25 protein-coding genes, 2 pseudogenes and 1 other annotated feature are annotated in these 26084 nt (G+C 66.0%); of the genes and pseudogenes, 10 read left to right on the forward strand and 17 right to left on the reverse strand.

Features of this window, described 5'->3' with window-relative positions; all coding sequences use genetic code 11:
* The 5 genes and pseudogenes from KPB06_RS00005 to KPB06_RS00025 all read left to right on the forward strand — a co-directional run.
* A partial coding sequence (locus KPB06_RS00005; RefSeq protein WP_275920412.1) for a hypothetical protein occupies positions 1-238 on the forward strand: 238 nt, incomplete at its 5' end.
* 213 nt (positions 239-451) lie between these two features.
* Positions 452-604: pseudogene (locus KPB06_RS00010) on the forward strand (integrase core domain-containing protein); the annotation flags it as partial.
* Between the two features lie 118 nt (positions 605-722).
* Positions 723-1124 (forward strand): annotated as a pseudogene (locus KPB06_RS00015) (T6SS immunity protein Tli4 family protein); the annotation flags it as partial.
* A complete protein-coding gene (locus tag KPB06_RS00020) occupies positions 1121-1408 on the forward strand; it encodes a PAAR domain-containing protein (protein ID WP_275905251.1) in 288 nt (95 codons plus the stop codon). The pseudogene KPB06_RS00015 and the gene KPB06_RS00020, both read left to right, overlap by 4 nt.
* A 187-nt stretch (positions 1409-1595) precedes the next feature.
* Positions 1596-1841 carry a SymE family type I addiction module toxin gene (locus tag KPB06_RS00025; protein WP_077189471.1) on the forward strand — a complete coding sequence of 82 codons (246 nt, stop codon included), beginning with the start codon at positions 1596-1598 and terminating at the stop codon, positions 1839-1841.
* Positions 1842-2040: 199 nt separating this feature from the next.
* Positions 2041-2726 (reverse strand) — a sequence feature (16S ribosomal RNA rRNA prediction is too short).
* Positions 2727-3235: 509 nt separating this feature from the next.
* On the opposite strand, the gene KPB06_RS00030 is transcribed toward KPB06_RS00025, so the two are convergent.
* From KPB06_RS00030 to phnS, 7 genes are read right to left on the reverse strand one after another with little or no spacing between them, the layout of a single operon-like run.
* Positions 3236-3790 (reverse strand): phosphonate degradation HD-domain oxygenase, encoded by a 555-nt coding sequence (locus KPB06_RS00030; protein WP_059582157.1) that lies wholly within the window; start codon positions 3788-3790, stop codon positions 3236-3238.
* Positions 3791-3794: 4 nt separating this feature from the next.
* Positions 3795-5249, reverse strand: a complete 1455-nt coding sequence (gene phnY / locus KPB06_RS00035) for a phosphonoacetaldehyde dehydrogenase (RefSeq protein ID WP_059582153.1) — start codon at positions 5247-5249, stop codon at positions 3795-3797.
* A complete protein-coding gene (gene phnA / locus KPB06_RS00040) occupies positions 5246-6556 on the reverse strand; it encodes a phosphonoacetate hydrolase (RefSeq protein WP_059582152.1) in 1311 nt (436 codons plus the stop codon). Before phnA ends, phnY begins: the two co-directional genes overlap by 4 nt.
* Complete coding sequence (gene phnV, locus KPB06_RS00045; protein ID WP_059582149.1) at positions 6553-7413, reverse strand: 2-aminoethylphosphonate ABC transport system, membrane component PhnV; 861 nt, start codon at positions 7411-7413, stop codon at positions 6553-6555. Before phnV ends, phnA begins: the two co-directional genes overlap by 4 nt.
* A complete protein-coding gene (gene phnU / locus KPB06_RS00050; protein ID WP_059582148.1) occupies positions 7403-8323 on the reverse strand; it encodes a 2-aminoethylphosphonate ABC transporter permease subunit in 921 nt (306 codons plus the stop codon). The genes phnV and phnU overlap by 11 nt, the downstream gene beginning before the upstream one ends.
* Positions 8301-9404 (reverse strand): 2-aminoethylphosphonate ABC transport system ATP-binding subunit PhnT, encoded by a 1104-nt coding sequence (gene phnT, locus KPB06_RS00055; RefSeq protein WP_275905252.1) that lies wholly within the window; start codon positions 9402-9404, stop codon positions 8301-8303. The genes phnU and phnT overlap by 23 nt, the downstream gene beginning before the upstream one ends.
* Before the next feature lie 34 nt (positions 9405-9438).
* Positions 9439-10530: a 2-aminoethylphosphonate ABC transporter substrate-binding protein gene (gene phnS / locus KPB06_RS00060; protein WP_059582143.1), complete on the reverse strand. Its 1092-nt coding sequence runs from the start codon at positions 10528-10530 to the stop codon at positions 9439-9441.
* A gap of 261 nt (positions 10531-10791) precedes the next feature.
* On the opposite strand from phnS, the gene KPB06_RS00065 reads away from it, so the two are divergent.
* Entirely contained in the window at positions 10792-11901 is a 1110-nt protein-coding gene (locus KPB06_RS00065; RefSeq protein WP_059582140.1) for a 2-aminoethylphosphonate--pyruvate transaminase, read from the forward strand.
* A 102-nt stretch (positions 11902-12003) separates the two neighbouring features.
* On the opposite strand, the gene KPB06_RS00070 is transcribed toward KPB06_RS00065, so the two are convergent.
* From KPB06_RS00070 to aroQ, 3 genes are read right to left on the reverse strand one after another with little or no spacing between them, the layout of a single operon-like run.
* Complete coding sequence (locus tag KPB06_RS00070) at positions 12004-13347, reverse strand: MFS transporter (RefSeq protein ID WP_059582138.1); 1344 nt, start codon at positions 13345-13347, stop codon at positions 12004-12006.
* 36 nt (positions 13348-13383) lie between these two features.
* Positions 13384-14253 carry a shikimate dehydrogenase gene (locus KPB06_RS00075; protein WP_059582134.1) on the reverse strand — a complete coding sequence of 290 codons (870 nt, stop codon included), beginning with the start codon at positions 14251-14253 and terminating at the stop codon, positions 13384-13386.
* Complete coding sequence (gene aroQ, locus KPB06_RS00080) at positions 14250-14705, reverse strand: type II 3-dehydroquinate dehydratase (RefSeq protein ID WP_059898124.1); 456 nt, start codon at positions 14703-14705, stop codon at positions 14250-14252. The genes KPB06_RS00075 and aroQ overlap by 4 nt, the downstream gene beginning before the upstream one ends.
* A gap of 257 nt (positions 14706-14962) precedes the next feature.
* Between aroQ and KPB06_RS00085 the strand changes: the two genes are divergently transcribed.
* Complete coding sequence (locus KPB06_RS00085) at positions 14963-16855, forward strand: bifunctional sugar phosphate isomerase/epimerase/4-hydroxyphenylpyruvate dioxygenase family protein (protein WP_059582128.1); 1893 nt, start codon at positions 14963-14965, stop codon at positions 16853-16855.
* 190 nt (positions 16856-17045) lie between these two features.
* On the opposite strand, the gene KPB06_RS00090 is transcribed toward KPB06_RS00085, so the two are convergent.
* Positions 17046-17462, reverse strand: a complete 417-nt coding sequence (locus KPB06_RS00090) for a type II toxin-antitoxin system HicB family antitoxin (RefSeq protein ID WP_081066415.1) — start codon at positions 17460-17462, stop codon at positions 17046-17048.
* Positions 17463-17621: 159 nt separating this feature from the next.
* Entirely contained in the window at positions 17622-17804 is a 183-nt protein-coding gene (locus KPB06_RS00095) for a type II toxin-antitoxin system HicA family toxin (protein ID WP_081059224.1), read from the reverse strand.
* A gap of 280 nt (positions 17805-18084) precedes the next feature.
* Here KPB06_RS00095 and KPB06_RS00100 point away from each other — a divergent pair, with 280 nt between their 5' ends.
* Positions 18085-18348 (forward strand): hypothetical protein, encoded by a 264-nt coding sequence (locus KPB06_RS00100; RefSeq protein ID WP_006489463.1) that lies wholly within the window; start codon positions 18085-18087, stop codon positions 18346-18348.
* 84 nt (positions 18349-18432) lie between these two features.
* Here the strand turns inward: KPB06_RS00100 and KPB06_RS00105 are convergent, their stop codons facing one another.
* Positions 18433-19227, reverse strand: a complete 795-nt coding sequence (locus KPB06_RS00105) for an AraC family transcriptional regulator (protein WP_059582127.1) — start codon at positions 19225-19227, stop codon at positions 18433-18435.
* Between the two features lie 576 nt (positions 19228-19803).
* Between KPB06_RS00105 and KPB06_RS00110 the strand changes: the two genes are divergently transcribed.
* Both KPB06_RS00110 and KPB06_RS00115 read left to right on the forward strand, forming a co-directional pair.
* The gene (locus KPB06_RS00110; protein WP_059582124.1) at positions 19804-20982 is read left to right on the forward strand and encodes a branched-chain amino acid ABC transporter substrate-binding protein; all 1179 of its coding nucleotides are present in this window, start codon (positions 19804-19806) and stop codon (positions 20980-20982) included.
* A gap of 317 nt (positions 20983-21299) precedes the next feature.
* Positions 21300-22610, forward strand: coding sequence for an MFS transporter (locus KPB06_RS00115; protein ID WP_059582122.1), 1311 nt, complete (start codon positions 21300-21302; stop codon positions 22608-22610).
* Positions 22611-22723: 113 nt separating this feature from the next.
* Here the strand turns inward: KPB06_RS00115 and KPB06_RS00120 are convergent, their stop codons facing one another.
* From KPB06_RS00120 to garD, 4 genes are all read right to left on the reverse strand, one after another.
* Positions 22724-23161: a DoxX family protein gene (locus KPB06_RS00120; RefSeq protein WP_059582218.1), complete on the reverse strand. Its 438-nt coding sequence runs from the start codon at positions 23159-23161 to the stop codon at positions 22724-22726.
* Between the two features lie 188 nt (positions 23162-23349).
* A complete protein-coding gene (locus KPB06_RS00125; RefSeq protein ID WP_059582119.1) occupies positions 23350-23805 on the reverse strand; it encodes an RbsD/FucU family protein in 456 nt (151 codons plus the stop codon).
* A 78-nt stretch (positions 23806-23883) separates the two neighbouring features.
* Positions 23884-24276: a nuclear transport factor 2 family protein gene (locus KPB06_RS00130; protein WP_059582116.1), complete on the reverse strand. Its 393-nt coding sequence runs from the start codon at positions 24274-24276 to the stop codon at positions 23884-23886.
* Between the two features lie 176 nt (positions 24277-24452).
* Positions 24453-26006 (reverse strand): galactarate dehydratase, encoded by a 1554-nt coding sequence (garD, locus tag KPB06_RS00135; RefSeq protein WP_059582114.1) that lies wholly within the window; start codon positions 26004-26006, stop codon positions 24453-24455.
* Between the last annotated feature and the right edge of the window lie 78 nt (positions 26007-26084).

The raw sequence follows: 26084 nt of genomic DNA on the forward strand, positions 1-26084 counted from the left end.
GATGGCCGAAATACTCAGCCCTTGCCGATGCAATTCCAGAATCGTCATCACTTCCTCCAGCTCGACCACCGACACCCCCACGACGGATCTCAAGGGCAATATGGTCGGCGATCGACAGGACGGCGCCGCTACCGCGGCGCCGTCAGATAAAAAACTGGGGAAAATTACTTCGACGAAAATGGGGAGTATCTATCCGACGCTGACAGCAACAACTGCGGTACCGGTTCATCCAGGCTGATTACGTCGCCTCAACGATTCCTTGACGCGCTTTGCGGGAAAACCGCGGCAATCACATCGGAACGTTGTAGCGACTCTCTGACGGCATGTTGTGGCGTGAACACGACCACGAAGACGACAAGGAAACGGCTGGTCTGAACCCTTTCCAGGAGGATGATCTATTGACAGCAATTAGACGATAAACGTGTCGAGCGCGTGTATCGGGAGCTGGGGCTTTCGTTGCACGGAAGCGAAGGTCGTGATCGAGCAGTGGCGGCGTCACTACAATGCCGTCCGGCCGCATTCGAGCCTGGCCTACCTGACGCCCGACGAGTTCAAGCAGCGGTATTGTTCAACTGAAGCAACCGAGGCCGTTCTCCAAGATTGAAATGGCCCGAAGAAATCAGGCAGGTCAGCAATAAGCGGTAAGCGGTAAGCCGTTTCGCGGCTTCGATGCCACGCTATCTGTCGGGCTCTTACCCGGCACCCCGTCGACCTTCGTCGTCAAGCTTCGCGAGTCGGTCGATGTCGATCAAAAGGCATCCCTGCTCGACGGTCTCCCTGCGTTCGAGATCCAGCTGAAATCTCTACTGGGGCGCTACAAGATTCTGAGGAAAGGCAAACGCGAGTTCGCTGGCATGCAGGCGGAAGAACTGCTGATGGCCATCAGTGAGGACGGCGTGCAGAAGTACCACTTCTATCTGCTGGCCCCGGGCGTCGAACGCGACCTCTCGAAACCTCACGCGGCGATTCAGCTGCTTTTCGGTGCGGCGCCCGACTCGACCACATCAGCCGCCGAGGCAACCTCTCCTGTCAACGAAGCACAAGCGATTCAAGCATGGGACGCGGTGCTGAACAGCTTCCACTATCGCGGCCCCCGGCTGGGTGAATCGGAGACAACCAGGTGAGGCGCTATGACATCGTGAAGGGCGATACCACGACCGCTGACAGCTTGATCCAGGGAGGCGACGGCAACGACCTGATCGGCGCGGGCGAACAGGCTTACGAGGGCGATCCGGTCTCGTGCCCTGCGTGCAAGACGGTGGGCAAGATCGTATGTAATGGGCCTCGCATCCCCACCACCGGACCAGACGGACGGCAGGCGGCACTGAGTGACGACTTATGCGTATGCCAATGTTCACCGCCACCGCGTCTGATTGCTTCGCAGGTCTCGTCGTTCATCGATCTCTAGACCCATGCCGTACTTTCCTGCGGGGAAAACTCATGAAGCTATGCCGATTGGCCACTCCCCGAATTTTCCATATTTCGAGATGCCCAGTTAGGTAGACTCGAATGGCATCACCGCAAAAAGCGCGGGCCGCATGGGCTGCCACCCATACGACCCGCTGACCACCACCAACTCGCCAAAGGAGTCGGAAATGGCTAACGCCAATCATAAGTCACGCCCCGTCGTAACGGAACGCTTCGTCACTGTTCAAGAGTCAGCGCGCCATCATTCCTTGTCTCGTGTCCTCCGTGCCATCAGAGCGCACCGGAAACTAAACACGACGTACTTCCCGTGGATCAAATTGGCTGGAGTATGGCTTGAGGACGCGGGATTCGAGGCCGGAGAACGCGTTCGGATTACTGTCGAGGACAAGCGACTCATCATCACGCCGATGTGATCGACGCACTGCCGATGGTCAGCGTCGAAAGTCACTATCCGTCTGGAAGCTCGGTACCCAATGCTCCATACCGTTAGTAACTGTGACAAGCAACGATTGTTCTGAAACTGCAGCGGGCCGATCACTCAGGTCCGCTGCCGCATAGTCTTTCAGGATGTGCTGCAACCCATGCCGGGCACCGTGCACATTTCCGTCGCGCAAATGCAAAAACCCCCGCCTTTCGGGCGGGGGTTCTTGGCTTAGGGAGCCTGACGATTACCTACTTTCACACGGGAATCCGCACTATCATCGGCGTAGAGTCGTTTCACGGTCCTGTTCGGGATGGGTAATTCCGATTAACGCTTGCACCCTACGTATTACCGCGGCTGCTGGCACGTAGTTAGCCGGTGCTTATTCTTCCGGTACCGTCATCCCCCGACTGTATTAGAGCCAGGGATTTCTTTCCGGACAAAAGTGCTTTACAACCCGAAGGCCTTCTTCACACACGCGGCATTGCTGGATCAGGCTTTCGCCCATTGTCCAAAATTCCCCACTGCTGCCTCCCGTAGGAGTCTGGGCCGTGTCTCAGTCCCAGTGTGGCTGGTCGTCCTCTCAGACCAGCTACTGATCGTCGCCTTGGTAGGCCTTTACCCCACCAACTAGCTAATCAGCCATCGGCCAACCCTATAGCGCGAGGCCCGAAGGTCCCCCGCTTTCATCCGTAGATCGTATGCGGTATTAATCCGGCTTTCGCCGGGCTATCCCCCACTACAGGACATGTTCCGATGTATTACTCACCCGTTCGCCACTCGCCACCAGGTGCAAGCACCCGTGCTGCCGTTCGACTTGCATGTGTAAGGCATGCCGCCAGCGTTCAATCTGAGCCAGGATCAAACTCTTCAGTTCAAACCTGTTACTGTTTTCGGTTCCGTAGAACCGGTCGCTCACTCAAAGCTGACAGGAATATGAATCACTTCATAAACCTGACTTACTTTAGTGTGAGACTCTTGATACTTTCGCTATCTGATCCGAGGATCAGCTCGCTTTCATCAAGCGCCCACACTTATCGGCTGTTAATTTTTAAAGAGCACGCCTGCGAGAAACTTCGTGTTTCCCAGCAGCGCTGCGTTTTCAGCAGCAGAGAAGCGAGATTATGAACCGTGTTTCGCAGCTCGTCAACAACTTTCTGAACGACTTCGCTGCGACTGCGGGGCTCAACTTCCTGCGCCGCCGCGGCTCGTTACCACCGAACCCCAACAGCACCGCTTCCCTTCCTCTCGCGCCGCGTTTCCGTTAGCGCGAAAGAGGCGTGATTCTAAGCAGCTCGCGGCATTCGCGCAAGGGATTTCGCAAAAAATTTAAGGGGCCGCACGCTGCCGCGTGCGGCCCCTTAAATATGGAGGCAACCGGCCCCGTCAGAAGGCCGCGCGCATCTGGCGTGCGACGATCTCCATATAGTGATCGAGATCCGGCGTCATCTTGCCTTGCTTCTTCGCCGTATCGTCCCAGCGGCGCAGGCGCAGCGCGTCCTCCGCGTACGGGCGCTGCAGAAACGCCGCCGCCTCGTCGTCGCTGAAAATGCCGCCCTGCAACGCCAGGCTGCGCACCGAGTCCGGCGACAGGCTCTCGAAGTAGCCGGCGTCCGTGCGGCACAGGCAGCGCTTCGCGTCGACGTGCAGCCGGATCGGTTCCAGCACCGCGTCGGAAAACAGCGGCCGCAGGAACGGCAGCACGTAATACTGGTGCAGATCGTCTATCCCGCGCGCGCTCGGCGTCTCGCCCTGGCGATTCAGCAGATGGCCGAGATCGTGCAGGAACGCCGCCGCGACCAGCGCTTCGTCGGCCCCGGACTCCTCCGCGAGCAATCCGCTCTGCAATGCATGTTCGAGCTGCGTGACCGGTTCGCCGCTATAGGCCACATGGCCATGCTCGCGATACAGCGCGTGAATCTCGTCCATCGTCAGCGCCATTCGTTTACTCCCAAGGCAGCGAGAACGTCTTCAGGTTCGTGAAGCTCTTCATCGCCTCCTGGACGCCCTCCTTGTACCCGAGCCCCGAATCCTTGATCCCGCCAAACGGCGACAGTTCGATCCGGTATCCCGGCACTTCCCACACGTTCACCGTGCCGACTTTCAGCTCGTTCACTAACCGCACGACGGCCGCCGTGCTGTCCGTACAGACGCCCGACGACAGCCCGAACGCCGTGCCGTTGCTGATCCGGATCGCGTCGTCGATCGTGTCGAACGCGATGACGGGCGACACGGGCCCGAACGTCTCCTCGCGCACGATCGTCATCGACGGATCGACGTTGTCGAGCACGGTCGGCGCGTACAGCGCGCCGCGCCGCACGTTGCCCGTCAGCAGGCGCGCACCCTGCGCCACCGCCTCGTTGACGCGCGCCTCGAACAGCCGCGCCGCCGCTTCGTCGATCACGGTGCCCATTTCGTTCGCGGGATCGAACGGATCGCCGTGTTTCCATGCACGTGTCTTCTCGACGAGCAATTCGGTGAACGCTGGCGCGATCGAGCGCTGCACCAGTATCCGCTTGACGGCCGTACATCGCTGGCCCGAATTCCGGTACGACCCGCACACCGCAAGCGACGCCGCGCGGTCGAGATCGGCATCGGCGAGGACGATCAGCGGATCGTTGCCGCCCAGCTCCAGCACGATGCGCCGGTAGCCGGCCCGCGCGGCAATCGCCTTGCCGATCGCGACGCCGCCCGTGAACGTGATCAGCGACGCACGCGGATGCGTGACGAGCTCGTCCGCGATTTCGGCCGGGTTGCCGGTCAGCACCTGCAGCATCGGCTCCGGCAGCCCGGCTTCGTACAGCAGATCGGCCAGATAGAACGCCGACAGCGGCACCTTCTCCGACGGCTTCACGATCACGCGGTTGTTGGTCGCGATCGCCGGCGCGATCTTGTGCGCGACCTGGTTCATCGGATGATTGAACGGCGTGATCGCGACGATCACGCCGTCGAGCGGCTGGCGCTGCGAGAACACGCGCCGCGCCTTGCCGTGGGGCGTCAGGTCGCACGAAAAACTCTGCGCGTCGTCGCGCAGCGCCTCGACCGCGGCGAACTTCAGCACGTCGGCGACACGGCCGATCTCGTAGCGAGAATCCTGTTTCGACAATCCCGACTCGAGCGTGATCAGGTCGGACGCTTCGTCCGCACGTTCGCGCAGCAGCGCGGCCGCGCGCTCGAGGATCTGCGAACGTTCGTAACGCGTCAGCGCCGGCCGGTACGCCATCGCGTAATCGAACGCGGCGCGCACGTCGTCGACGCTCGCCAGCGGCGCCGTACCGACACGCGTGCCGGTGTACGGATCGGTGACGTCGAACACACGGGCGCGCGGCGCGCGCGTGCCGCACCACCGCAGCGCCTCGGCGCGGAACGCAGGGTGGTCTTGCCGGGGATGAGCCATCATGTCGCGATCCGGTTCAACACGAAATCGAACACGTCGAAGTTGCGCGGGCGGCGGGCAGGGTCGTCCCGCTCGATGCGGCGATTGAACAGCAGCGGCACCTCCTGCTCGGACACGCCGCCATGCGAACGCAACGGCACCGTGAGGCCCGACAGATCGTGTTCGCGCTCGCGCGTGCCGAGCGTCATGTCGCGACGGCCGATCACGACGAGATCGCCGATCCGGTCGGCCGGCAGTTCGAAACGTGCCGCGGCTTCCGCGTTGTCGAGCACGAGCTCGACGCCGTCGAGGCCGCCGACACGCCACATCGCCTCGGCCCGGTCGACGCCCGGCGCCAGGTAGATCGTCGCAAACGAACCGAGCGCGCCGTGATGGACGACGTACGGATCGGTAATCGGCAGGATCACGCGCGCAGCCTGCGTGCCGTACCAGCCGTCGAAAGCGTCCTGCAGATAGATCACGTTCGGCCGCCCCGTCGCCGGATCGTGCTTCGCGTTCATCCCGTGGTCGGCCGTGAGCCCGATCGCCCAGCCGAGCGCGTCGAGCTGCGCGAGATAGCCGTCCATCATCGCGTAGAACGCGTTCGCCCCGGCACTGCCCGGCTCGCATTTGTGCTGCACGTAGTCGGTGGTGGACAGGTACATCAGGTCGACCTGGCGCGTCTGCGCGAGCCGCACGCCGGCCGCGAACACGAATTCGGACAACGCCGCGCTGTATACATCCGGCGACGGCAGGCCGACCCAGTCGAGCACGTCGACGATCCCGTTTTCCGCGAGATTGGCCTGCGCGGCCTTCTCGGCCGAAAAGCAGACGCCGTTCAGTTGCCAGCCGAGCAGCCGGCGCAGCTTGTCCTTCGCGGTCACGACGGCCACCCGCGCGCCGGCGTCGGACGCCGCCGCGAGCAGCGTGCCGGCGCGCAGGTAGGCCGGGTCGTTCATCATGACTTCGGCGCCGCGCCCGCCGTCGGCGGCAGGATCCCAGAAATAGTTGCCGCAGATGCCGTGGACCGACGGCGGCACGCCGCAGACGATCGACAGGTTGTTCGGGTTGGTGAAGGTCGGCACGACGCAATCGGCGCGCCACGCGGTGCCTTCCGCGATCATCCGGGCGATGAACGGCGCGACGCCCGCTTCCACCGCGCGTTCGAGATAGTCGTATTCGCAGCCGTCGACACAGACGACGACGGTCGGCTCGACCGGCAGCCGGTAGCGTCGGCCGTTGACGTCGATCGAGCGTCCCGCGAGATTCGCCGATCCGTTGCCGGCGGCCCGTTGCTCGCCGGGGCGCCGCAACGCGAAAGCGGCGTTCACGATGCCGCCCGCTTGCCGCGCGGCACGCGCGCGGCGATCAGCAGCAGCGCCGCGAGCGACGCGCCGAGCATCAGCAGCGACAGCGCGGACGCAGGCAGGTAATAGCCGCGCTCCACCTGGCCGATCACGACGATCGGCACGGTCGCGAAGCCGGGCGGATACACGGTCAGCGTCGCGCCGAGCTCGCCGAGCGACAGCGCAAAGCCGAGCGCGAGGCTCGCGCGCAGCGCCGGCACGAGTTGCGGCAGCAGCACGCGGCGCAGCACCATCGCGGGCGGCGCACCGAGGCTCGCCGCGGCTTCGCGCAGCACGGTCAGCTCCGGACGCAGCGCGGCGGCCGCGCAGCGATAGCAGAACGGCAGAATCAGCGCGAGCTGCACCAGCACGACGATCGCCGCCGAACTCGACAGGTCGAGCGGCTTCTGGTGATACGCGATCAGCACCGCGAGCCCGAGCACGACGCTCGGCACGCCGTTCGGCACCATCACGAGTGCGTCGACGACCGCGCCGAGGCCGCGCCGGTCGCGCCCTTCGAGCGCGAGCGCCAGCCACAACCCGAGGACCGTGCCAAGCGCCGAGACGCCGAAGCCGATTTCGAGGCTCGTCAGCAGCGCGTCGTATTCCTGCGACCCGAGCCGCTCGAACCAGCGCAGGCTGTAGCCGGCCGGCAGGATCGTGCCCGACCACTGCGTCGACACGCTCGACAGCGCGACGACGATCACCGGCAGCACGAACAGCCAGAAGCACGCGAACGCGGCCAGCGCGAGCGCGGCGCGCGACGCATGCTCGAGCAGCGCGTCGGTCCAGCCGATCCGGTGACGCGGCACGGCCTGCCCGATACGAAATTCAGCGGACATCGTTCCCTCCCGTCGCACGCCGGTTCACCCGGCGATAAACCGCATACAGCGCCAGCGACAGCGACAACATCACGACCGCGCCGGCCGACGCGGTCGGCAGGTCGAGATCGACGGTCGCGCTGCTGTAGATCGCGACCGGCAGCGTGACGAGCCGCGCGCTGCCGAGCACGAGCAGGATGCCGAACTCGTTCAGCGTCAGCAGGAAGCACAGCACGGTGCCGGCGGCGATGCCCGGCCACGCGATCGGCAGCACGACGCGGCGCGCGAGCATCCAGCCGGGCGCGCCGAGGCTGCGCGCGGCTTCGATCAGCCGCAGGTCGAGCGTCGCGAACGACGCGAGCGTCGGCCGCACGACGAACGGCGTGTAGAACACGGTCTGCGCGAGGATCACGCCGCCTATGCCGAACAGGAAGTCCAGCGGCGGATTCTCGAGATGGAACAGGTGCTGCAGCGCGATGCCGATCGAGCCTTGCGAGCCGTACAGGAAGATCAGCGTGAACGCGACGAGAAACGACGGAAACGCGACGTACAGCTCAAGGAAGCGCGTGACGAGCGACGCGCCCGGGAACGGCCTGAAGAACAGCAGCGCGGCCAGCAGCACGCCAAGCACCGACGCGGTGCCGGCGCTTGCAAACAGCACGCCCAGCGTCGTCAGCAGCACGTTGCGCGTGTCGGGATTGCCGAAGAAGGTCCGGTACGCGGCAAGACTCAGCCCGTGGTCGCCCGACACGCTCAGCAGCACGAGCCGCACCAGCGGATAGACGACGAGCGGGCCCAGCACGACGATCGCCAGCACAGCCAGGTGCAGGTCGCCGATGCGCCTGCGGCGCCGCGCGGCGGCGGCGTGTGCGGCGGCCGACGCGAGCACGTGCGGCGGCAGGCCGGCTTCAGGGCTCGATAAGGACGACATCGTCTGCCTCGCAATGCAGGGAAACGCGCGCACCGCGCTCGGGGGCCGCACCGCGGCCGCGTTGCATCGTCACGCGCACGGGCTCGTCGGGCGCCGCGTCGATCACGACCGCGATCGACAGGTCCGCGCCCTGCCATTCGACCGACGACACCGTGCCATGCAGGCCACCGGCGGCGGGCGGTATCACGGTCAGGCGCTCGGGGCGCACGCACGCGACCTTGTCGCGCACCTCGTGGCGCGGATCGCCGAGCGGGAAGATCACGTGCGGCGGCAACAGGTTCGCCGGGCCGAGATAGCGCGCGACGTAGCCGTCGCGCGGTGCGTCGTACAACTGCTGCGGCGTGCCGAGCTGCGCGATGCGGCCGTCGCGCATCAGCAGCGCACGGTCGGACAGCACGAGCGCGTCGTCGCGGTCGTGCGTGACGCACACGACGGTCAGGTTCGGCAAGCGCTCGTGCAGCGCCTTCAGCTCGCTGCGCACCGACGCGCGCAGGTTGGCGTCGAGCGCCGACAGCGGCTCGTCGAGCAGCAGCACGTCGGGCTCGATCACGAGCGCGCGCGCCAGCGCGACGCGCTGCTGCATCCCGCCCGACAGTTGCGCGGGCAGGTGGTGGCCCGCATCGCAGAGCTGCACCAGCTTCAGCGCATCGGCGACGCGGCGCGTGACTTCCGACGACGCCATGCCGCGGGCGCGCAGCCCGAATGCGACGTTCTCGAACACCGACAGGTGCGGGAACAGCGCGTAATTCTGGAACAGCAGACCGAGATTGCGCTTGTGCGGCGGCGCATAGGTCAGGTCGCGTCCAGCCACGCTCAGCGTGCCGGTCAGGCCGTCGGCCTTCACGAACCCGGCGATGAAGCGCAGCAGCGTGGTCTTGCCGCAGCCGCTCTTGCCGAGCACGGTCAGAAATTCGCCGGCGCCGATCGACAGCGACAGATCGTCCAGCACCGTGCGTGCGCCGTAGCGCACGCTCAGATGCTCGATCCGCACGCCGCCCGGCGCGCCGGACCGCAGCGTCGCGTGCGGTTCGGCGGCGCCGAATGCGCCGGGATGGGTCAGGGTGGTGTCCACCGGGTTCATCCTCTTGCTCGCTGATACAGGCGGCGTGCGCCGGTCACTTCGGCTTGACGACGTCGAGCGGCTTGCCCGAGCTGCCGATCACGTCCTTCTTCCAGCGCTCGATCCATTCCTGCTTCTTCGCCATCACCTGGGTCCAGTCGACCGGAATCAGCTTCACGCCCGCGATCGCCTTCTTGACCGCTTCGCCGTTCTTGCCGGCCAGCGGCACGTCGGTGCGGCCCGGGATGCCGTACATGTCCGGCACCTTCGACTGCACTTCCGTCGACATCAGATAGTCGATCAGCTTCCTGCCGGCATCCTGGTTCGGGCCGCTCTTGATCAGGCCGATGCCGTACGGGAGCTGGAACGTGGTCGGCTGGTCGCCGGCCTTCGCGGCCAGGAAGATCGGCTTGACGGACAGCGCGCCGTGTTCGGCGTCGTCGAGGTCCATCTGCAGATCGCCGTTCGCGACGCTGATCTCGTTACGCGACAGCAGCACGTTCAGGTATCCGGTGCCCTTCGTGTGGAACTTCACGCTCTGCGACAGCTTAGCGAGGTAGTCGAATGCCTTGTCCTCGCCCATCAGCGACGTCGTCAGGATCAGCACGGCCATCCCGTCGCCGGCCGTGGCCGGGTTCGAGTACGCGACCTTGCCGGCGTAGGCCGGCGCGAGCAGGTCGGCGAACGTCTTCGGCTGGTTTTTCACGACGTCCGGATTGATCGCGAACGAGAAGTAGTTGTTCACGAACGTCGCCCACGTGCCGTCCTCGGCCTTCGCGATGGCCGGCACGTTCTTGTAGTTCACGCTCTGGTACGGCTGCAGCAGGCCCATCTGGCCGGCCTGCTGGATGAACGGCGGCAACGTGACGATCACGTCGGCCTTCGGGGCGTTCTTCTCGATGTTCGCGCGGTTCACCACCTCGCCGCTGCCCGCCGTCACGATGTTGACCTTCACGCCTTCCTTCTTCTCGAAAGCCGGCAGCACATCGCGATAGAGATTCTCGAGACCGTCCGCCGTGTACAGCACGACCGCGTTTGCCGCATGCGCCGGCAGCGCGGCGCCTTGCAGCAGACCGGCGGCGCAGGCGGCCAGCGCGAGCTTGCGGAACGCGCCGGCGGCGGCGCGCGAGGGTTTCTGCAGTGTCATCTCACTTCTCCGTAGGCGGAACACCAAACGGCCGGGGCACGATCCGGCTCTCCTGTTATCTCCGGGCAGGCCGCCTCGCGGCCCGCCGCGCTACCGCGCTCAGGCTGCGTGTCGCGCGGCAACCGAAGGATCACAGCGTTCAATGACAAAGCCGTGACGAATGCCACAATTTCCAAAAAATGACACATTTTGCCACTATCATGCAAGTCATTCAGAAACGCCGTCCGGTGTTTCGTTCCCCCTTTGCTGGAGGTAAAAACCATGCCCGACCCGATCTTGCTGACGCCCGGCCCGCTCACTACGTCCGCCACAACACGCCACGCAATGCAACATGACTGGGGGTCGTGGGACGCCGCCTTCAACCAGCTGACGGCCAGCGTCTGCGCCGATCTCGTCGCCATCGCCGGCGGTGGCGACGCATACGTGTGCGTGCCGATGCAGGGGAGCGGCACGTTCTCGGTCGAAGCCGCGCTCGGCACGCTCGTGCCGCGCGACGGTGTCGTGCTGGTGCCCGACAACGGCGCGTATTGCGCGCGCATTCTGAAGATTCTCGGCAGGCTGGGCATCGACGCGATCGCGTTGCCGTTCGGCGAAGACGCGGCCGTCGACGCGGCGGCCGTCGAGGCCGCGTTCGCGCGCGAGCCGCGCATCACGCACGTCGCGCTCGTGCACCTGGAAACGAGCGCCGGTATCCTGAATCCGCTCGATGCGATCGCGGCCGCGTGCCGGCGGCACGGCAAGCGGCTGATCGTCGATGCGATGAGTTCGTTCGGCGCGCTGCCGATCGCGCTGGCTGGCAGCGGCATCGACGCGCTGATCTCGGCCAGCGGCAAATGCCTCGAAGGCGTGCCGGGAATGGGATTCGCGATCGTGCGGCGCGACGCGCTCGACGCGAGCGAAGGCAACTCGCCGTCGCTCGCGCTCGATCTCCATGATCAGTACGCGTATCTGCGCAAGACGGGGCAATGGCGCTTCACGCCGCCGACGCACGTGGTTGCCGCGCTGCGTGCCGCGCTCGACCAGTACCACGCCGAAGGCGGCCGGCCGGCGCGCGGCGCACGCTATGCGGCGAACTGCCGGACGCTGATCGAATCGATGCGCGCGCTCGGCTTCGTGCCGTTCCTCGACGTGAGCGTGCAGGCGCCGGTAATCGTCACGTTTCACGCGCCCGACCATCCGGCCTACGATTTCCGCCGCTTCTACGACGCGGTGCGCGACGCGGGCTTCATCCTGTATCCGGGCAAGCTCACGCGGCTCGAGACGTTCCGCGTGGGCTGCATCGGCGCGATCGACGCGGACGATATCCGGCGCGCGGTCGCCGCCATCGCCGCTGCGGTCGAATCGCTCGGCATCGCGATGCAGCACGCATGAAGTGGGGTGCATGCCGCCCCGCGCGCCGGCGCGCGCACACAAAAAAGCCCGGCGGCCGAATGGCCGCCGGGCGAACGCACCGAGTGTGCGGAGAGTCTGTACTTACAACTCGATCCGCTTGATGTCGCCGACGACGAAGATGTACGACAGCGCACCGATCAGCGCGATCACGCCGATGAACACGAGCGCGCCGACGAACGAGCCGGTCGACGCGACGATGAAGCCGACGACGAGCGGCGTGATGATGCCGGCAAGGTTCGCCGCGAAGTTGAAGATGCCGCCCGTCACGCCGAGCAGGCCGTCCGGCGCGATGTCCGACACGAGCGTCCAGCCGAGCGCGGCCATCCCTTGCGCGAAGAACGCGACCGACATGATCGCGATCACGGCTTCGTTGCTCTGCACGTAGTTCGCGAGAATGATCGTCGATGCGAGCAGCAGCCCCGCGATGATCGGCAGCTTGCGTGCGAGGTTCGCGGACTTGCCGCGGCGCAGCAGCCAGTCGGAGAAGATGCCGCCGAACATCACGCCGACCGACGCGGCGATGAACGGCATCACCGCGAAGAAGCCGATCTTCAGCCAGCCCATGTGGCGCTCGGTGGCCAGATAGGTCGGAAACCAGGTCAGGAAGAACACGAGCGTCGAATTGCCGGCGAACTGGCCGAGGCAGATGCCGGCGAGCTGGCGCTTCTTCACCAGTTGGCCGACCATCGACCAGCTGAACTTGGCCTGCGCCGGCTTGTCACCCTTGTCGCCGTTCTTGCGCGCGCCGTGAACGAGACCGCCGCCCGCCTCGATATAGGCCAGTTCCGCCGCGTTCGCGCCCGGATGGTTGCGCGGCTCGTGGTAGAACTTCCACCAGACGAAGCCGAACGCAATGCCGACCGCACCCACGACCCAGAACAGCGAGCGCCAGCCGAACGCGCCCATCAGCGCGAACAGCACCGGGCTGAAGAACGCGAGGCCGATGTATTCGCCGACGGTATAGGTGCCGGTCGCCATCGCGCGTTCGTTCTGCGGGAACCACGTCGCGACGACGCGGCTGTTGGTCGGGAAGCACGGCGCTTCCGTCACGCCGAGACCGAGGCGGCACGCGAGCAACGTCGCGACGCCCGGCACGAAGCCTTGCAGGAACGTGCACAGCGACCACAGCGTCATCGACCAGTAATAGGTGATCTTGCTGCCGAAACGGTCGAGGAACAGGCCGCCGGGCACCTGCATCGCCACGTACGTCCACGAAAACGCGGAGAACATGATGCCCATCACGGCCGCATTGATGCCGAGCTCCTTGGTGAGCTGCGGCGCAGCCACGCCCAGCACGGTGCGGTCGAGATAGTTGATCATCGTGCCGATCGCGAGCAGCGCGAGGATCTTGTAGCGTGCCGACGTGCGCCGGACCGTGCCGGCCGCCTGCGCCGACGCGGCGCTCGTGTGGGTAGTGTGCTGCATGGTCGTCTCCTGGTCTCTTTGTGTGTCTGTGAGGGGTCAGCGCGCGACGAGCGACTGAAAGTGACCGAACATCCGCTCGGCGTCGGGCGTGCGCCCGGTGAATAACTCGAACGCGTCGACGGCCTGGTACACGGCCATCCCGCCACCCGGCAGCGTCGCGCAGCCGGCCGCGCGCGCGGCGTGGATCAGCTCGGTTTCGAGCGGGAAATACACGATGTCGGCCACCCACATGCCCGCGTGCAGCAGGTCGGCCGGCAGCGGCAGGCCCGGATGCTTGGCCATGCCGGTCGGCGTGCAGTGGATCAGGCCGGTCGCGGCGCGCATCGCGGCCGCGAGCGCGCCGCCAGAGGGCGCGCCGCCCGACACGACCTGCGCGGCGGGGAAGCGCTGCTGCAGCTCGGCCGCGAGCGCGGTGGCGCGCGTGCCGTCGACGTCGAAGATCGTGAGTTCGGCCGCGCCCATCTGCAGCGCCGCGTGCGCGACGGCCGCGCCCGCGCCGCCCGCGCCGAGCTGGACGACGCGTTCGAGCGACGCGCCGGGCAGCCCTCGGCCGAACGATTTCGCGAAGCCCGACCAGTCGGTGTTGTGGCCGATCCGCTTGCCGTCCTTGAACAGCACGGTGTTCACCGCGCCGAGCGCGCGCGCGTCGTCCGACAGCGCGTCGAGGTGCTCGATCACGCGCTGCTTGCACGGGTGCGTGATGTTCAGCCCGTTGTAGCCCATCCGCTGCGCGGCATCGAGCAGCTGCGGCAGCGCGTCGACGCTCACGCCGAGCACGTCGAGATCGAGGCGCCGATACACGTAGCCGAAACCCTGGCGGAAGCCTTCTTCCTCGTGCATCGCGGGCGACAGCGAACCGCCGATGCCCTGGCCGATCAGGCCGATCAGAAACGACGGGCGGCTCATCGTGCGGCTCCCTTCGCGAACAGGGTCGCCAGGCGTTGCAGCGCGAACACGTAGCCCTCGGTGCCGCAGCCGCAGATCACGGCTTCGGCGAGCGCCGACACGTACGAATGGTGGCGGAACGCCTCGCGGCGATGGACGTTCGAGATATGCACTTCGATCACCGGCTTCGCGATCGCGGAAAGCGCGTCGGCCAGCGCCACCGACGTATGCGTATAGGCGGCCGGGTTGATCACGATGCCGTGCGTGTCGTGACGCGCGGCATGCAGCCAGTCGATCAGCTGGTGCTCGGCATTCGACTGGCGAAAGTCGATGTCGAGCCCGAGCCCATCCGCCGCCGTGCGGCAGCGCTGCTCGAGATCCGCGAGCGTTTCCGCGCCGTAGATATGCGGCTCGCGCGTGCCCAGCAGATTCAGGTTCGGGCCGTTCAGCACCAGCACCTTGTGCTTGCTCATCGTGTTTCTGCTCCTGAAACAGGGGCGGACCACGATCGGCGCCGCCCCGAAGACATCGGAATTTGGCGCTAGTGTGCGCCCGGGCGAGCGGGCTGTCTTTTCGGGTTTTCGCTAATTTGTACCATCTAGTTAGTTTGTACAATACACATCACTAGCCTAGTAAATTCGGGATATGGCGCGCGCGCCGAACTCAACGACTGGTTCATTCAGGGTCGGTTCGAGCAGCGCCATACCCCGCTCATCAGCAGGAATCGCCCATGCAGCGCTCGATCGCCACCGTGTCACTGTCCGGCACGCTCGCCGAGAAACTCGCCGCCATCCAGGCCGCGGGCTTCGACGGCGTCGAAATCTTCGAAAACGACCTCGTCTACTTCGACGGATCGCCGGCCGACGTCCGGCGCATGGCCGCCGATCTGGGCCTCGACATCGTGCTGTTCCAGCCGTTTCGCGACTTCGAGGGCGTGAGCGCGGCCCAGCTCGCGCGCAATCTCGACCGCATCAAGCGCAAGTTCGACGTGATGCATGCGCTCGGCACCGACCGCATCCTCGTCTGCAGCAGCGTGGCGGCCGACACGATCGCCGACGACGCGTTGCTCGTCGACCAGCTCGGCGTGCTCGCCGAAGCCGCGCGGCAGGCCGGTGTGGTGGCCGCGTACGAAGCGCTCGCGTGGGGCCGCGTCGTGAAGCGGTACGGCCACGCGTGGAAGCTCGTGAATGCGGTGAACAGCCCGCATCTCGGCCTGGCGCTCGACAGCTTCCACACGCTGTCGCTCGACGATTCGCCGGACGCGATCGCCGACATCCCCGGCGACCGGATCGCCTTCGTGCAGATCGCCGACGCGCCGAAGCTCGTGATGGACGTGATCGAATGGAGCCGCCACTACCGCTCGTTCCCGGGCCAGGGCGACTTCGACCTGGCGCGCTTCACCGCGCGCGTGATCGAGTCGGGCTATACAGGGCCGCTGTCGCTGGAGATCTTCAACGACGGCTTCCGCGCGGCGCCGACCGCGCTCACGGCCGCCGACGGCCATCGCTCGCTGCTCTATCTGGAAGACCTGACGCGCGCGCGGCTCGCCCAGGAGGGCCGCGCGCCGGCCGCCAGCCAGCCGCTGTTCGCGCCGCCCGCGCCGCCCGCGCACGTCGGGTTCCAGTTCATCGAATTCGCGGTCGACGCGCAGGCGGCGGCGACCGTCGGCGAATGGCTCGGCCGGATGCGCTTCCGGCTCGCCGGCAGGCATCGCTCGAAGGACGTGACGCTGTTCCAGCACGGCGCCGCATCGATCGTGCTCAATGCCGAGCGCGACTCGTTCGCCGATGCGTTCTTCCAGCAGCACGGGCTGTCGCTGTGCGCGTCGGCGTTTCGCGTCGACGACGCGAAAGTGGCGTTCGAACGTGCGGCCGGCTTCGGCTATGCACCGTTCTCCGGCCGCGTCGGGCCGAACGAGCGCGTGCTGCCGAGCGTGAAGGCGCCGGACGGCAGCCTCGAATATTTCGTCGACGAAGCACCGGATGCGCCGACGCTGTATGAATCGGACTTCGTGCTGACCGACATCGACGGCCCGACCGAAGTCGGCCCGCTGACGGGCATCGATCACGTGTGCCTCGCGCTGCCGGCCGACGCGCTCGACACCTGGATCCTGTTCTTCAAGACCGCGTTCGGCTTCGAGGCCGAGCGCAGTTGGCTCGTGCCCGATCCGTACGGACTGATGCGCAGCCGCGCGGTGCGCAGCGCCGACGGCTCGGTGCGGATCGCGCTGAACGCATCGGTCGACCGTCATACGGCCGTCGCCGAATCGCTCGACCGCTACCACGGCACGGGGCTGAACCACGTCGCGTTCCGCACCGATGACATCGTGAAGACGGTCGCCGCGTTCGCGGCCGACGGCGTCCCGTTCCTGCGCATTCCGGCCAATTACTACGACGATCTCGCCGCGCGCTACGCGCTGCCGGACGAACTGATCGACACGCTGAGCGCGCACCACCTGCTCTACGACCGCGACGAGGACGGCGGCGAATTCCTGCACGCGTATACGGAACTGGTCGACAACCGCTTCTCGCTCGAGATCGTCGAGCGGCGCGGCGGGTACGACGGCTATGGCGCGGCGAATGCGGCCGTGCGGCTCGCCGCGCAGGCGCAGCGCAGGAAATAGGGCGAATCGGGTATCGTGGGCATCGACAGTGGAGGTGGTCCGCGGTTGAAGCAAGGAGGCACGTCCCGCGCGCACCATCGTGGCGAACGAGACGGGCGCGGATCAGCCCGCGCGGCTCACCGCGATCGGCCCGGGGACACTCATAAAAAAGCCCGCATCTCTGCGGGCTTGTAAGATTAACGGCGCATCTTCATGCAGGTTTTGCATGCTCTTCATGTAAGGCCTCCAACGCCGCACGCGCCAGGAAACCACTCCTGGTTTCGTGACGGGATGCCACATACGCGTCAATCTTATGAAGTACAAATCTTGGCAAACTTACGTTAATACGCTCAGGCTTCGAGTCAAGCTGAGATAAGTCAACGCTCACGAAACCCCACACAGCCCCTGCGTAGTCCGGGTTGCTTGCCAAATTTTCGATGGTCGAGCAATTAAAGGCGACGTCCTCGCCCAGCTCGATTAAGGTCTCGACATGAGAGACGATTGCTTCTTTTGTGTTCCTGATTGCATCATCGATGGTCTCGCCCCAGGAATGAACGCCCGGTATATCCGGAACAATCACTCCGTAGACGGTCCCATCGTCCTTATGGATTGCGATGGGAAATTCCATGTTTGCCATTCCTTTGTTGTCCTGCTTCCGTGGTAGCACTAGCTTCTCTTATGTACCGCTTATTGACATTCGTCTTATGTGAAGCGACCTTGGTTGCATCAATTTTAAAAGTACTGCTTCCTTCCCCTGCATCCTGTTGGGTCGGTAAAAAACCGCCGGTCACTTCAGACCAGCGGTTTTCAGGATGCTCTTTGTTGTCCCCATTGGCAGGTCCTTGTTCGGGTGTGGAACCGTCGCAAGCCCCGGCTTCGTGGGGTGTTTGAAGTGGTGGTGGCTGCCTTTCGTTCTTACCAAAAACCAGCCGTCCTCTTCCAGCATCCGGATAAGCTCTGTTGAACTCATGGCTCCTCCGCTGTGCTTGTGTGTAATTATACACACGGACAAGGAGGGCACAAGTATTTTTGTGTAGTTGTGTGTATAGCGACAGGCCGTCGCGTGGGCGGGGTGTTCAAGGCGCGGAAACGCCGGGAGGCGGCCTCTGAGGATGACCCTGAGTTACATCCCGTAACCCGTACCGCAGTGCAGCATCGCGCTGCCTGCCCCGATTTTAAGAATCGCTTAAGTCTTCGACGGCACCATCCGCAGCCAGTACCCGATGGTTATCTCGAAAAGGAGGAAAGCGATGAGCGCCGTAGAAGCACCCGCGGGCCGCCCGGCCGCGCCCCCTGCAAAGAAGACGATGCTGCGCCGCCTGCTCAGTCATCATGAAATCGCGACGCTGCTCGTGCTGCTGCACGCACCGATCGGCGCGAACGCCAAACCCGAATTGCCCGCGCTGCAGGAAGCCGGCCTCGTCGAAATGGTCAAGCTCGACCCCGATACGGCCCCGAGCTTCCGCTTGACCGAAGACGGCACGGCCGTCCTGAAAGGGCTCGGCTACCGCTGAGCCGCCGGCTTCAGCCTCTCCCGCTTCCCCGCCTTACCGCCTCACCCGATCCCCGCGACGCGCCGGCCACGCCGGCGACTGGCGTCACCCCGCCCGCTCCTGCAGCATCAACCGGTATTCCGTCGGCGTCACGCCGACCGTCGCCTTGAACTGGCGCGTGAACGCGCTGTGATCCGTGTAGCCGCATAGCGCGGCGACGTCGGTCACCTTGTCGTGCGTGACGAGCAGCGCGGTGGCCGCGTCGAGCCGCGTCTTCAGCAGCACCTGGCGCGGCGTCAGATGGAACACCTTGTGGAAGTAGCGTTCGAGCTGCGCGACCGACATCCCGGCCATCTGCGCGAGCTGCTTCAGGTTCAGCGGCTGCACGTAATGATCCTGGATGTGCTGGACCACGTCGGCGAGCCGGCTGTACGCCGGGTGCGATCCCTCGTGCGCCTTCAGGTCGCGCGAGATGCCCGCGAGGCCGACCACCCGGCCCGCGGCATCGCGCAGCGGCTCCTTGCAGGTCAGGCACCAGCCCGGCTGACGGCCCGGATACAGGTGCAGCTCGAGCTGATCCATCAACTGCTGGCCGGCGTTGATCGTCGCCATGTCCTGCTCGAAATAGCTGCGGCCGAAGCGGCGCGGAAACACCTCGTCGGCCGTCTTGCCGAGCAGGTCGCGCTTGTCCTTGTAGCCGCAGCGCATCGCCAGCGTGCGGTTGACGAGCGCGTAGCGGCCGCTCGCATCCTTCACGAAGAACGCGACGTCCGGCAGCGCATCGAACACCGGTTCGAGCAGACGGAAATGCGCGAGCATCGCGCCGAAATCGGCGTTGTCGGGCGGGTCGCGCAACGTGTCGGACAGGCTCATGGGCGGTACGGCAGGCAAGGTCGTCATCCCGGCAACCGCGAAGCGAGTGGCAGATGGCGTCGATTATAGGAGCGCCCCTTCGATCGCGTTGCATCGAACGCGGGGCGGGCAAGACGGTGGCCGGCGGCATCGCGCGCCCCGACAGGCTCCATCGGAGGGGCAATGCTGGTTGCGCACGCAACCAATGCGCCCGGCGTGCGGGCCGGCGACCGTTCCGCCTTCGCCGCAGCCGGCGCAGCGCATCGACACGCCGGCGCCACGCACCGGATCCGTCATCCTAAAAATGCCGGCGACCCGCGTCTTGGCGGGTTTGCGCATTCGCCATGACGATTTCGGCATATATCAGGGTAATCGACGATATGCCGATATCGTCGCCGGCCACGCATCGAACGCGCAAGACGCCCGTATTTTCGTTACCTAGACTTCGCTTCACGGTCACGAGACGACCTCCCGCCGCTGCCGCAATCGGCATGCACGCTCGCCGCATCCACGGTCGCGCACGCCGATTCCGGCACAGCCTGCGCAGCAGGCGGCACGCCTGCATGGCCTGCGCATCGGCTTGCGGACCGAACCGTCTCGCCCGGTTTACCGGCGCCGGCCCGCATGCCGGCGGCGGCCCAACCACGCCATCAAGGGGAAGTGAAAGTGAAGCTGAAGGTATCGCACGTCGCGCTGGCCGCTGCCTGCGCACTGTCGGGCGCGCACGCCGTCGCCGCCGACGTCGTCAAGATCGGTTTCGCCGCGCCGCTGACCGGCCCGCAGTCGAATTACGGCACGGACATGCAGAAGGGCGTGCAACTCGCGATCGCCGATTTCAACGCGACGCATCCGACGATCGGCGGCAAGCCCGTCACGTTCCAGCTCGACTCGCAGGATGATCAGGCCGACCCGCGCACCGGCACGACCGTCGCGCAGCGGCTGATCGACGGCAACGTCCGCGGGATCATCGGCCACTTCAACTCCGGCACGAGCATTCCCGCGTCCGACCTGTACGATCGCGCGGGGCTGCCGCAGATCTCGATGGCGACGTCGCCGCAATACACGGCGCGCGGCTACAAGACGACCTACCGGCTGCTGACGAGCGACGCGCAGGCCGGCCGCATCGTCGGCACGTACGCGGTGAAGACGCTGCGCTTCAAGCGCATCGCGATCATCGACGACCGCACGGCCTACGGCCAGGGCATCGCCGACGAATTCGCGAAGGCCGTGGAAGCGGCGGGCGGCACGATCGTCAAGCGCGACTTCACGAACGACAAGGCGCTCGATTTCTCGGCGATCCTGACCAACCTGAAGGGCGTGAATCCGGACGCGGTGTTCTACGGCGGCGGCGACGCGCAATCGTCGCCGATGATCCGCAAGATGCGCCAGCTCGGGATGAAGTCGGCGTTCGTGACAGGCGAGATGTCGCGTTCGCCGACGTTCCTGAAGGTCGGCGGCGACGCGGCCGAAGGCGCGATCGTCTACATGGGCGGGCTGCCGAAGGAAAAGATGCCGGGCTTCTCCGGCTACGCGGCACGCTACAAGGCGCGGTTCAACGAAGACGTGATCACGTACTCGCCGTACTCGTACGACGGCACGATCGCGCTGCTCACCGCGATGAGGGACGCGAATTCGACCGATCCGAAGGTGTACACGCCGTATCTCGGCAAGGTGTCGATCAAGGGCGTGTCGGCACCCAGCATCGCGTACGACGCGAAGGGCGACCTGAAGGATGCGCCGGTGACGATCTACAAGGTCGAGCGCGGCGCGTTCAAGCCGGTCGATACGATCGCCGGCAACTGACCAGCGAGGCCCTGCCCCGCGCGGCGCGCCAGCGGCTCACCGGCCGCCCGCGCCGCGCGCGCTTCGGCGGCATGGTCCGAAGCCGTTCCCGGCGCGCGCCCGCGCGCAGGCATTTCGCGCTCCTGTAGAATCCCCCCACCCGCTTTGACGCTTCGTCCGCGCCGCGCCCCATCCTGGTGCGGCGGCACGTGTTTCGCGCCTCACCCGGCACGCGGCACGCCTCGACGACGCAAGCCGCGCCTTGCCAGTCCATGCCGAAAAGCGGGCCCTGGAGACGCAGCACCGACAACTACATTCGAAAACCGATCGTCCTGACCATGCAAGCTTCCGAATTGAGCGGCGTGCCTCGCGCCGCCGAACGCGCGCTCACGCGCAGCGACTACAAGACCCTTGGCCTTGCCGCACTCGGCGGCGCCCTCGAGTTCTACGACTTCATCATCTTCGTGTTCTTCGCGCCGGCGATAGGACAACTCTTCTTCCCGCACGACATTCCCGACTGGCTGCGCCAGTTGCAGACGTTCGGCATCTTCGCGGCCGGCTATCTCGCGCGCCCGCTCGGCGGCGTGATCATGGCGCACTTCGGCGACCTGTTCGGCCGCAAGCGGATGTTTACGCTGAGCGTGCTGATGATGTCGGTGCCGACGCTGCTGATGGGCCTGCTGCCGACCTACGACACGATCGGCATCCTCGCGCCGGTGTTGCTGCTGCTGTTCCGCGTGCTGCAAGGCGCGGCGGTGGGCGGCGAAGTGCCGGGCGCGTGGGTGTTCGTGTCCGAGCACGTGCCGTCGCGCCATATCGGCTATGCATGCGGCACGCTGACCGCGGGCCTCACGGCCGGCATCCTGCTCGGCTCGCTCGTCGCGGCCGGCATCAACAGCCGCTACTCCGCGGCGGAAGTCGGCGCGTTCGCGTGGCGGATCCCGTTCCTGCTCGGCGGCGTGTTCGGGCTGTTCTCCGTGTACCTGCGCCGCTGGCTGCACGAAACGCCGGTGTTCGCCGAGATGAAGGCGAAGAAGGCGCTCGCGGCCGAGATTCCGCTGAAGGCGGTGCTGCGCGACCACGGCCGCGCGGTGATCGTGTCGATGCTGCTCACGTGGATGCTGTCGGCCGCGATCGTCGTCGTGATCCTGATGACGCCCGCGCTGCTGCAAAAGCAGTTCCACCTGTCGCCCGCGACGACGCTGTTCGCGAACAGCGTCGCGACGCTGTGCCTGACGGCCGGCTGCATCACCGCCGGCTCGCTCGCGGGCTGGATCGGCGCGAAGCGCGTGCTCGCGATCGGCGGCATCGGGCTGGCCGCGTGCTATTACCTGCTGTTCGCGCAGGTCGCGGCCGATGCGTCGACGCTGCCGCTCTACTACGGGATCGCGGGCTTCATGGTCGGCACGATCGGCGCGGTGCCGTTCGTGATGGTCAAGAGCTTCCCGGCCGTCGTGCGCTTCTCGGGCATCTCGTTCTCGTACAACGTCGCGTATGCGATCTTCGGCGGCCTCACGCCGGTGATCGTGTCGCTGATGATGAAGTCGAATCCGCTCGCACCGGTCGTGTACGTCGCGGCGATCTGCGTGCTCGGCGCGATCGCGGTGCAATTCTCGAAGGATGCGAAGGACGTGAAGGACGCACGCTGAACGTCGGCGCGCACGCGCCGGCCGGATGAACGAAGGGCCGAATCCCGCGGCGTGCGGGATTCGGCCCTTTTGATTTGCGTCGGCGCAGCGGCGACGGCGCAGGCCTGCTCAGTTCAACGCAGCACGCCGTACGACGAACTCGGCCGACGCAGCGCGTCGATGCTCGCGCCGCCAGCGCCGGTGACGAACAGCAGCAGGAAACCGCCCGCGATCGCGACGTTCTTCCAGAAGTGAATCACCATGTCGTGCTGGACGGCGGCGCTCGTCGCATCCCAGAAATTGTGCCCGACCATCGCGGTCGCGATCGTGTAGACCGCCATCAGCAACGCGAGCGGCCGTACCTTGTAGCCGACGATCAGCAGCAGGCCGCCCAGCCCCTCGATCGCGACGACGATCGGCGCGACGACCTGTTGATAAGGCACGTTCATCCCGTGCAGATACGCGACGAAGTCGCTGTAGCCAAGCAGCTTCATGATGCCGCCCCACAAGAACAACGCCGCCAGCGCCAGGCGCGCGAAAAAAATGACGCCGGAATCGACGGTACGCGTCATGCCTTTCTCCTCGTATGCAATTCGGCCGCCCGCCCCGGGCGCGCCCGTGCGGTTCGGCGCCGCGCGGCCCGGCAGGGCGCGCGGCAAATGGGCCAGCATAGAGGGTCTTTTCGCGGTGTCCAAGACCTTGTAGCAAATCTTTACAACGCGGCGACCGCGCCGGCAGCCCGGCGCGCTGAAAAACGCGTTTAGCCCGCGTCGCTCAACAACACGCCTTTCTTGAAGATGAAGCAGCCGTAGCCGCGCGTTTCGCCGGTGACGATCACCGCGTACGCCTGCTGCGCGCGCTCGTAGAACGCGAAACGTTCGACGCCGGCAAGCGGCACCGCGCGCCCTTCCGCGCGGTCGATCTCGGCCTGCACTTCGCGCTGCACGGGCGGCACCGCGGCCGCGTCGCCGACGACTTCCATCCGCCATGCGGGCGTGTCGACGAACGTATCGAGCGGCAGCACCGACAGCACGGCGCGCACGACGCGCGCCGAATCGGCGCCGTCGATGCGCAGCGCGCGGCCGACCACCGTGTGCTCCGCGACGGATTCCGCCGGAAAATTCGCATCGCAGATCGCGATTTCGTCACCGTGGCCCATCGCGCGCAGCGTGTGCAGGATGTCGGCGTGCAGCAGCGGGTCGAGATTCTTCAGCATGTCGGTTGTCTCCGGGATCAGGAACGAATCGCATAACGTTACCCGATCCCGGCGGCCGCTGCGCATGTGCCGTTCGCGTCACGCCGCCGCGGCCGGCATTTCGTCGATGAAACCCGTGACCGAAGCGAGGCGGCCCGATGCGTCGACGGTGCCGAAGTCCGAACCCTTCACGATCGCCGCGCCGTCGGGCGACACGAGCGCCCACGAGAACCGCAGGTGCTGGCCGAACGCGTCGACGTCGGTCGTGCGGCGGAAGCGGTACGCGGGGAAGCGTTGCTGCACGGCGGCGATCATCGTGTCGATGCCCGCGTGGCCGTCGCCCGCCATCAGCGGATCGCGATAGGCCGCGTCGCTCGCATACGTCGCGTCGATCAGCGCACGACGGCGTGCGCCGTCGGGTTCGTTCCACGCGGCGAAGTAGCGGTCGATCAGGTCGGCGTGCACGGACGATGCGGATTGAGCGGTGTTCATGGCGAGGCTCCTTGTGTCGGTGGACGATATCGCGAACGTTTCGTGTCCGCGTGCCGCCATCGTCGCCGGTCTCGCGCGGGCGGTCGATTACGCAAGAGGTAAGGAAATCGCGCGTGCGCCATCCCGAAAGAAAACGGGCGCCCGAAGGCGCCCGCATCGCGTACCTGCCGCGCGCGTCAGGTCACCGGCGCCGGATTGAACAGCGTCAGCGCATTCGCGAGTTTCCATTGCTCGGCCCACGTGCGGCGCTTGCCGCTCGCGACGTCGAGCATCAGCCGGAACAGTTCCCAGCCCATGTCCTCGATCGTCGCCGTGCCGGTCGCGATCCGCCCCGCATCGAGATCCATCAGGTCGTGCCAGCGGCGCGCGAGATCGCTGCGCGTTGCCACCTTGATCACCGGCACCTGCGCGAGGCCGTACGGCGTGCCGCGGCCGGTCGTGAAGATGTGCAGGTTCATCCCCGCCGCGAGCTGCAGCGTGCCGCAGATGAAGTCGCTCGCGGGCGTCGCCGCATACAGCAGCCCCTTCTGCCGTGCACGATCGCCGGGGCGCACGACGCCGGCGATCGGCGCGCTGCCCGACTTCACGATCGATCCCATCGCCTTCTCGACGATGTTCGACAGGCCGCCCTTCTTGTTGCCCGGCGTCGTGTTCGCGCTGCGGTCGACACGGCCGCGCGCCAGATAGCGGTCGTACCAGTCCATCTCGCGAATGATCTCGCGGGCGACCGTCTCGTTCGCCGCGCGCGACGTGAGCTGCGCGACACCGTCGCGCACTTCGGTCACTTCCGAGAACATGATCGTCGCACCCGCGCGCACGAGCAGGTCGGCCGCGAAGCCGACCGCCGGGTTCGCGGTGAGCCCCGAGAACGCGTCGCTGCCGCCGCACTGCACGCCGACGACGAGATCCGACGCGGGGCAGGTCTCGCGGCGGCGGCGGTTGAGCCGCTCGAGATGCGATTCGGCCATCTTCATGATCGAGTCGATCATCGAGTTGAAGCCGACGTGCGCGGCGTCCTGCAGGCAGACGACGCCGCCGTTGTCGCTCGCGCCGTCGGCGGCCACCGGAATCGCGCCCGGCGGCAGCAGGCGCTCGGGCTGCAGCTTCTCGCAGCCGAGGCTCACCGTCATCACCTCGCCGCCGAAGTTCGGGTTCAGGCTGATGTTGCGCAGCGTGCGGATCGGGATGTCGGCGTCGGGCGCATCGATCGCGACGCCGCAGCCGTACGTATGCTCGAGCCCGACCACGTCGTCGACGTTCGGGTAGCGCGGCAGCAGTTCGTCCTTGATCCGCTTCACCGCGTGCTCGACGACGCCCGACACGCACTGCACGGTCGTCGTGATCGCGAGGATGTTGCGCGTGCCGACCGAGCCGTCGGCATTGCGGAAACCCTCGAACGTATAGCCTTCGAGCGGCTCGAGCGGCGGCGCGGCGCGCGTGGCGAGCGGCAGGTCGTCGAGCCCCGGCGGCTCGGGCATGCGCATCGTGCGCTCGTTGACCCAGCTACCGCGCCGCAGGTCGGTCAGCGCATAGCCGATCACCACGTTGTAGCGAATGACCGGGTCGCCGGCCGCGAGGTCGACGAGCGCGACCTTGTGCCCCTGCGGCACGCCTTCGCGCAGCGTCAGCCCGTCGGCGAACGTCGCGCCTTCGGGCAAACCGCCGTCGTTGACGACGATCGCGACGTTGTCGTCCGCATGCACGCGGATGTAGAGAGGGGAAGCAGTCATCGGAATTCCTGGAAGCAGTCTGCGATATCGTTAGTCATCATATGACATTCAACCGCATTCCACGATGCTACGTAAACC

The organism is Burkholderia semiarida (genome assembly GCF_029268935.1).
In the GTDB taxonomy this organism is placed as follows: Bacteria; Pseudomonadota; Gammaproteobacteria; order Burkholderiales; family Burkholderiaceae; genus Burkholderia; species Burkholderia semiarida.

Coding starts and splice junctions, on each gene's coding strand:
- phnY (WP_059582153.1), bottom strand. CDS start 5,249: ATGATGGCTCATCCCCGGCAAGACCACCCTGCGTTCCGCGCCGAGGCG.
- phnT (WP_275905252.1), bottom strand. CDS start 9,404: ATGAACCCGGTGGACACCACCCTGACCCATCCCGGCGCATTCGGCGCC.
- KPB06_RS00085 (WP_059582128.1), top strand. CDS start 14,963: ATGCAGCGCTCGATCGCCACCGTGTCACTGTCCGGCACGCTCGCCGAG.
- KPB06_RS00030 (WP_059582157.1), bottom strand. CDS start 3,790: ATGGCGCTGACGATGGACGAGATTCACGCGCTGTATCGCGAGCATGGC.
- KPB06_RS00100 (WP_006489463.1), top strand. CDS start 18,085: ATGAGCGCCGTAGAAGCACCCGCGGGCCGCCCGGCCGCGCCCCCTGCA.
- KPB06_RS00095 (WP_081059224.1), bottom strand. CDS start 17,804: ATGAGTTCAACAGAGCTTATCCGGATGCTGGAAGAGGACGGCTGGTTT.
- KPB06_RS00115 (WP_059582122.1), top strand. CDS start 21,300: ATGCAAGCTTCCGAATTGAGCGGCGTGCCTCGCGCCGCCGAACGCGCG.
- KPB06_RS00025 (WP_077189471.1), top strand. CDS start 1,596: ATGGCTAACGCCAATCATAAGTCACGCCCCGTCGTAACGGAACGCTTC.
- KPB06_RS00065 (WP_059582140.1), top strand. CDS start 10,792: ATGCCCGACCCGATCTTGCTGACGCCCGGCCCGCTCACTACGTCCGCC.
- KPB06_RS00070 (WP_059582138.1), bottom strand. CDS start 13,347: ATGCAGCACACTACCCACACGAGCGCCGCGTCGGCGCAGGCGGCCGGC.
- KPB06_RS00075 (WP_059582134.1), bottom strand. CDS start 14,253: ATGAGCCGCCCGTCGTTTCTGATCGGCCTGATCGGCCAGGGCATCGGC.
- KPB06_RS00125 (WP_059582119.1), bottom strand. CDS start 23,805: ATGCTGAAGAATCTCGACCCGCTGCTGCACGCCGACATCCTGCACACG.
- KPB06_RS00090 (WP_081066415.1), bottom strand. CDS start 17,462: ATGGAATTTCCCATCGCAATCCATAAGGACGATGGGACCGTCTACGGA.
- KPB06_RS00110 (WP_059582124.1), top strand. CDS start 19,804: ATGCCGGCGGCGGCCCAACCACGCCATCAAGGGGAAGTGAAAGTGAAG.
- phnU (WP_059582148.1), bottom strand. CDS start 8,323: ATGTCGTCCTTATCGAGCCCTGAAGCCGGCCTGCCGCCGCACGTGCTC.
- phnS (WP_059582143.1), bottom strand. CDS start 10,530: ATGACACTGCAGAAACCCTCGCGCGCCGCCGCCGGCGCGTTCCGCAAG.
- phnV (WP_059582149.1), bottom strand. CDS start 7,413: ATGTCCGCTGAATTTCGTATCGGGCAGGCCGTGCCGCGTCACCGGATC.
- garD (WP_059582114.1), bottom strand. CDS start 26,006: ATGACTGCTTCCCCTCTCTACATCCGCGTGCATGCGGACGACAACGTC.
- KPB06_RS00120 (WP_059582218.1), bottom strand. CDS start 23,161: ATGACGCGTACCGTCGATTCCGGCGTCATTTTTTTCGCGCGCCTGGCG.
- KPB06_RS00105 (WP_059582127.1), bottom strand. CDS start 19,227: ATGACGACCTTGCCTGCCGTACCGCCCATGAGCCTGTCCGACACGTTG.
- KPB06_RS00130 (WP_059582116.1), bottom strand. CDS start 24,276: ATGAACACCGCTCAATCCGCATCGTCCGTGCACGCCGACCTGATCGAC.
- aroQ (WP_059898124.1), bottom strand. CDS start 14,705: ATGAGCAAGCACAAGGTGCTGGTGCTGAACGGCCCGAACCTGAATCTG.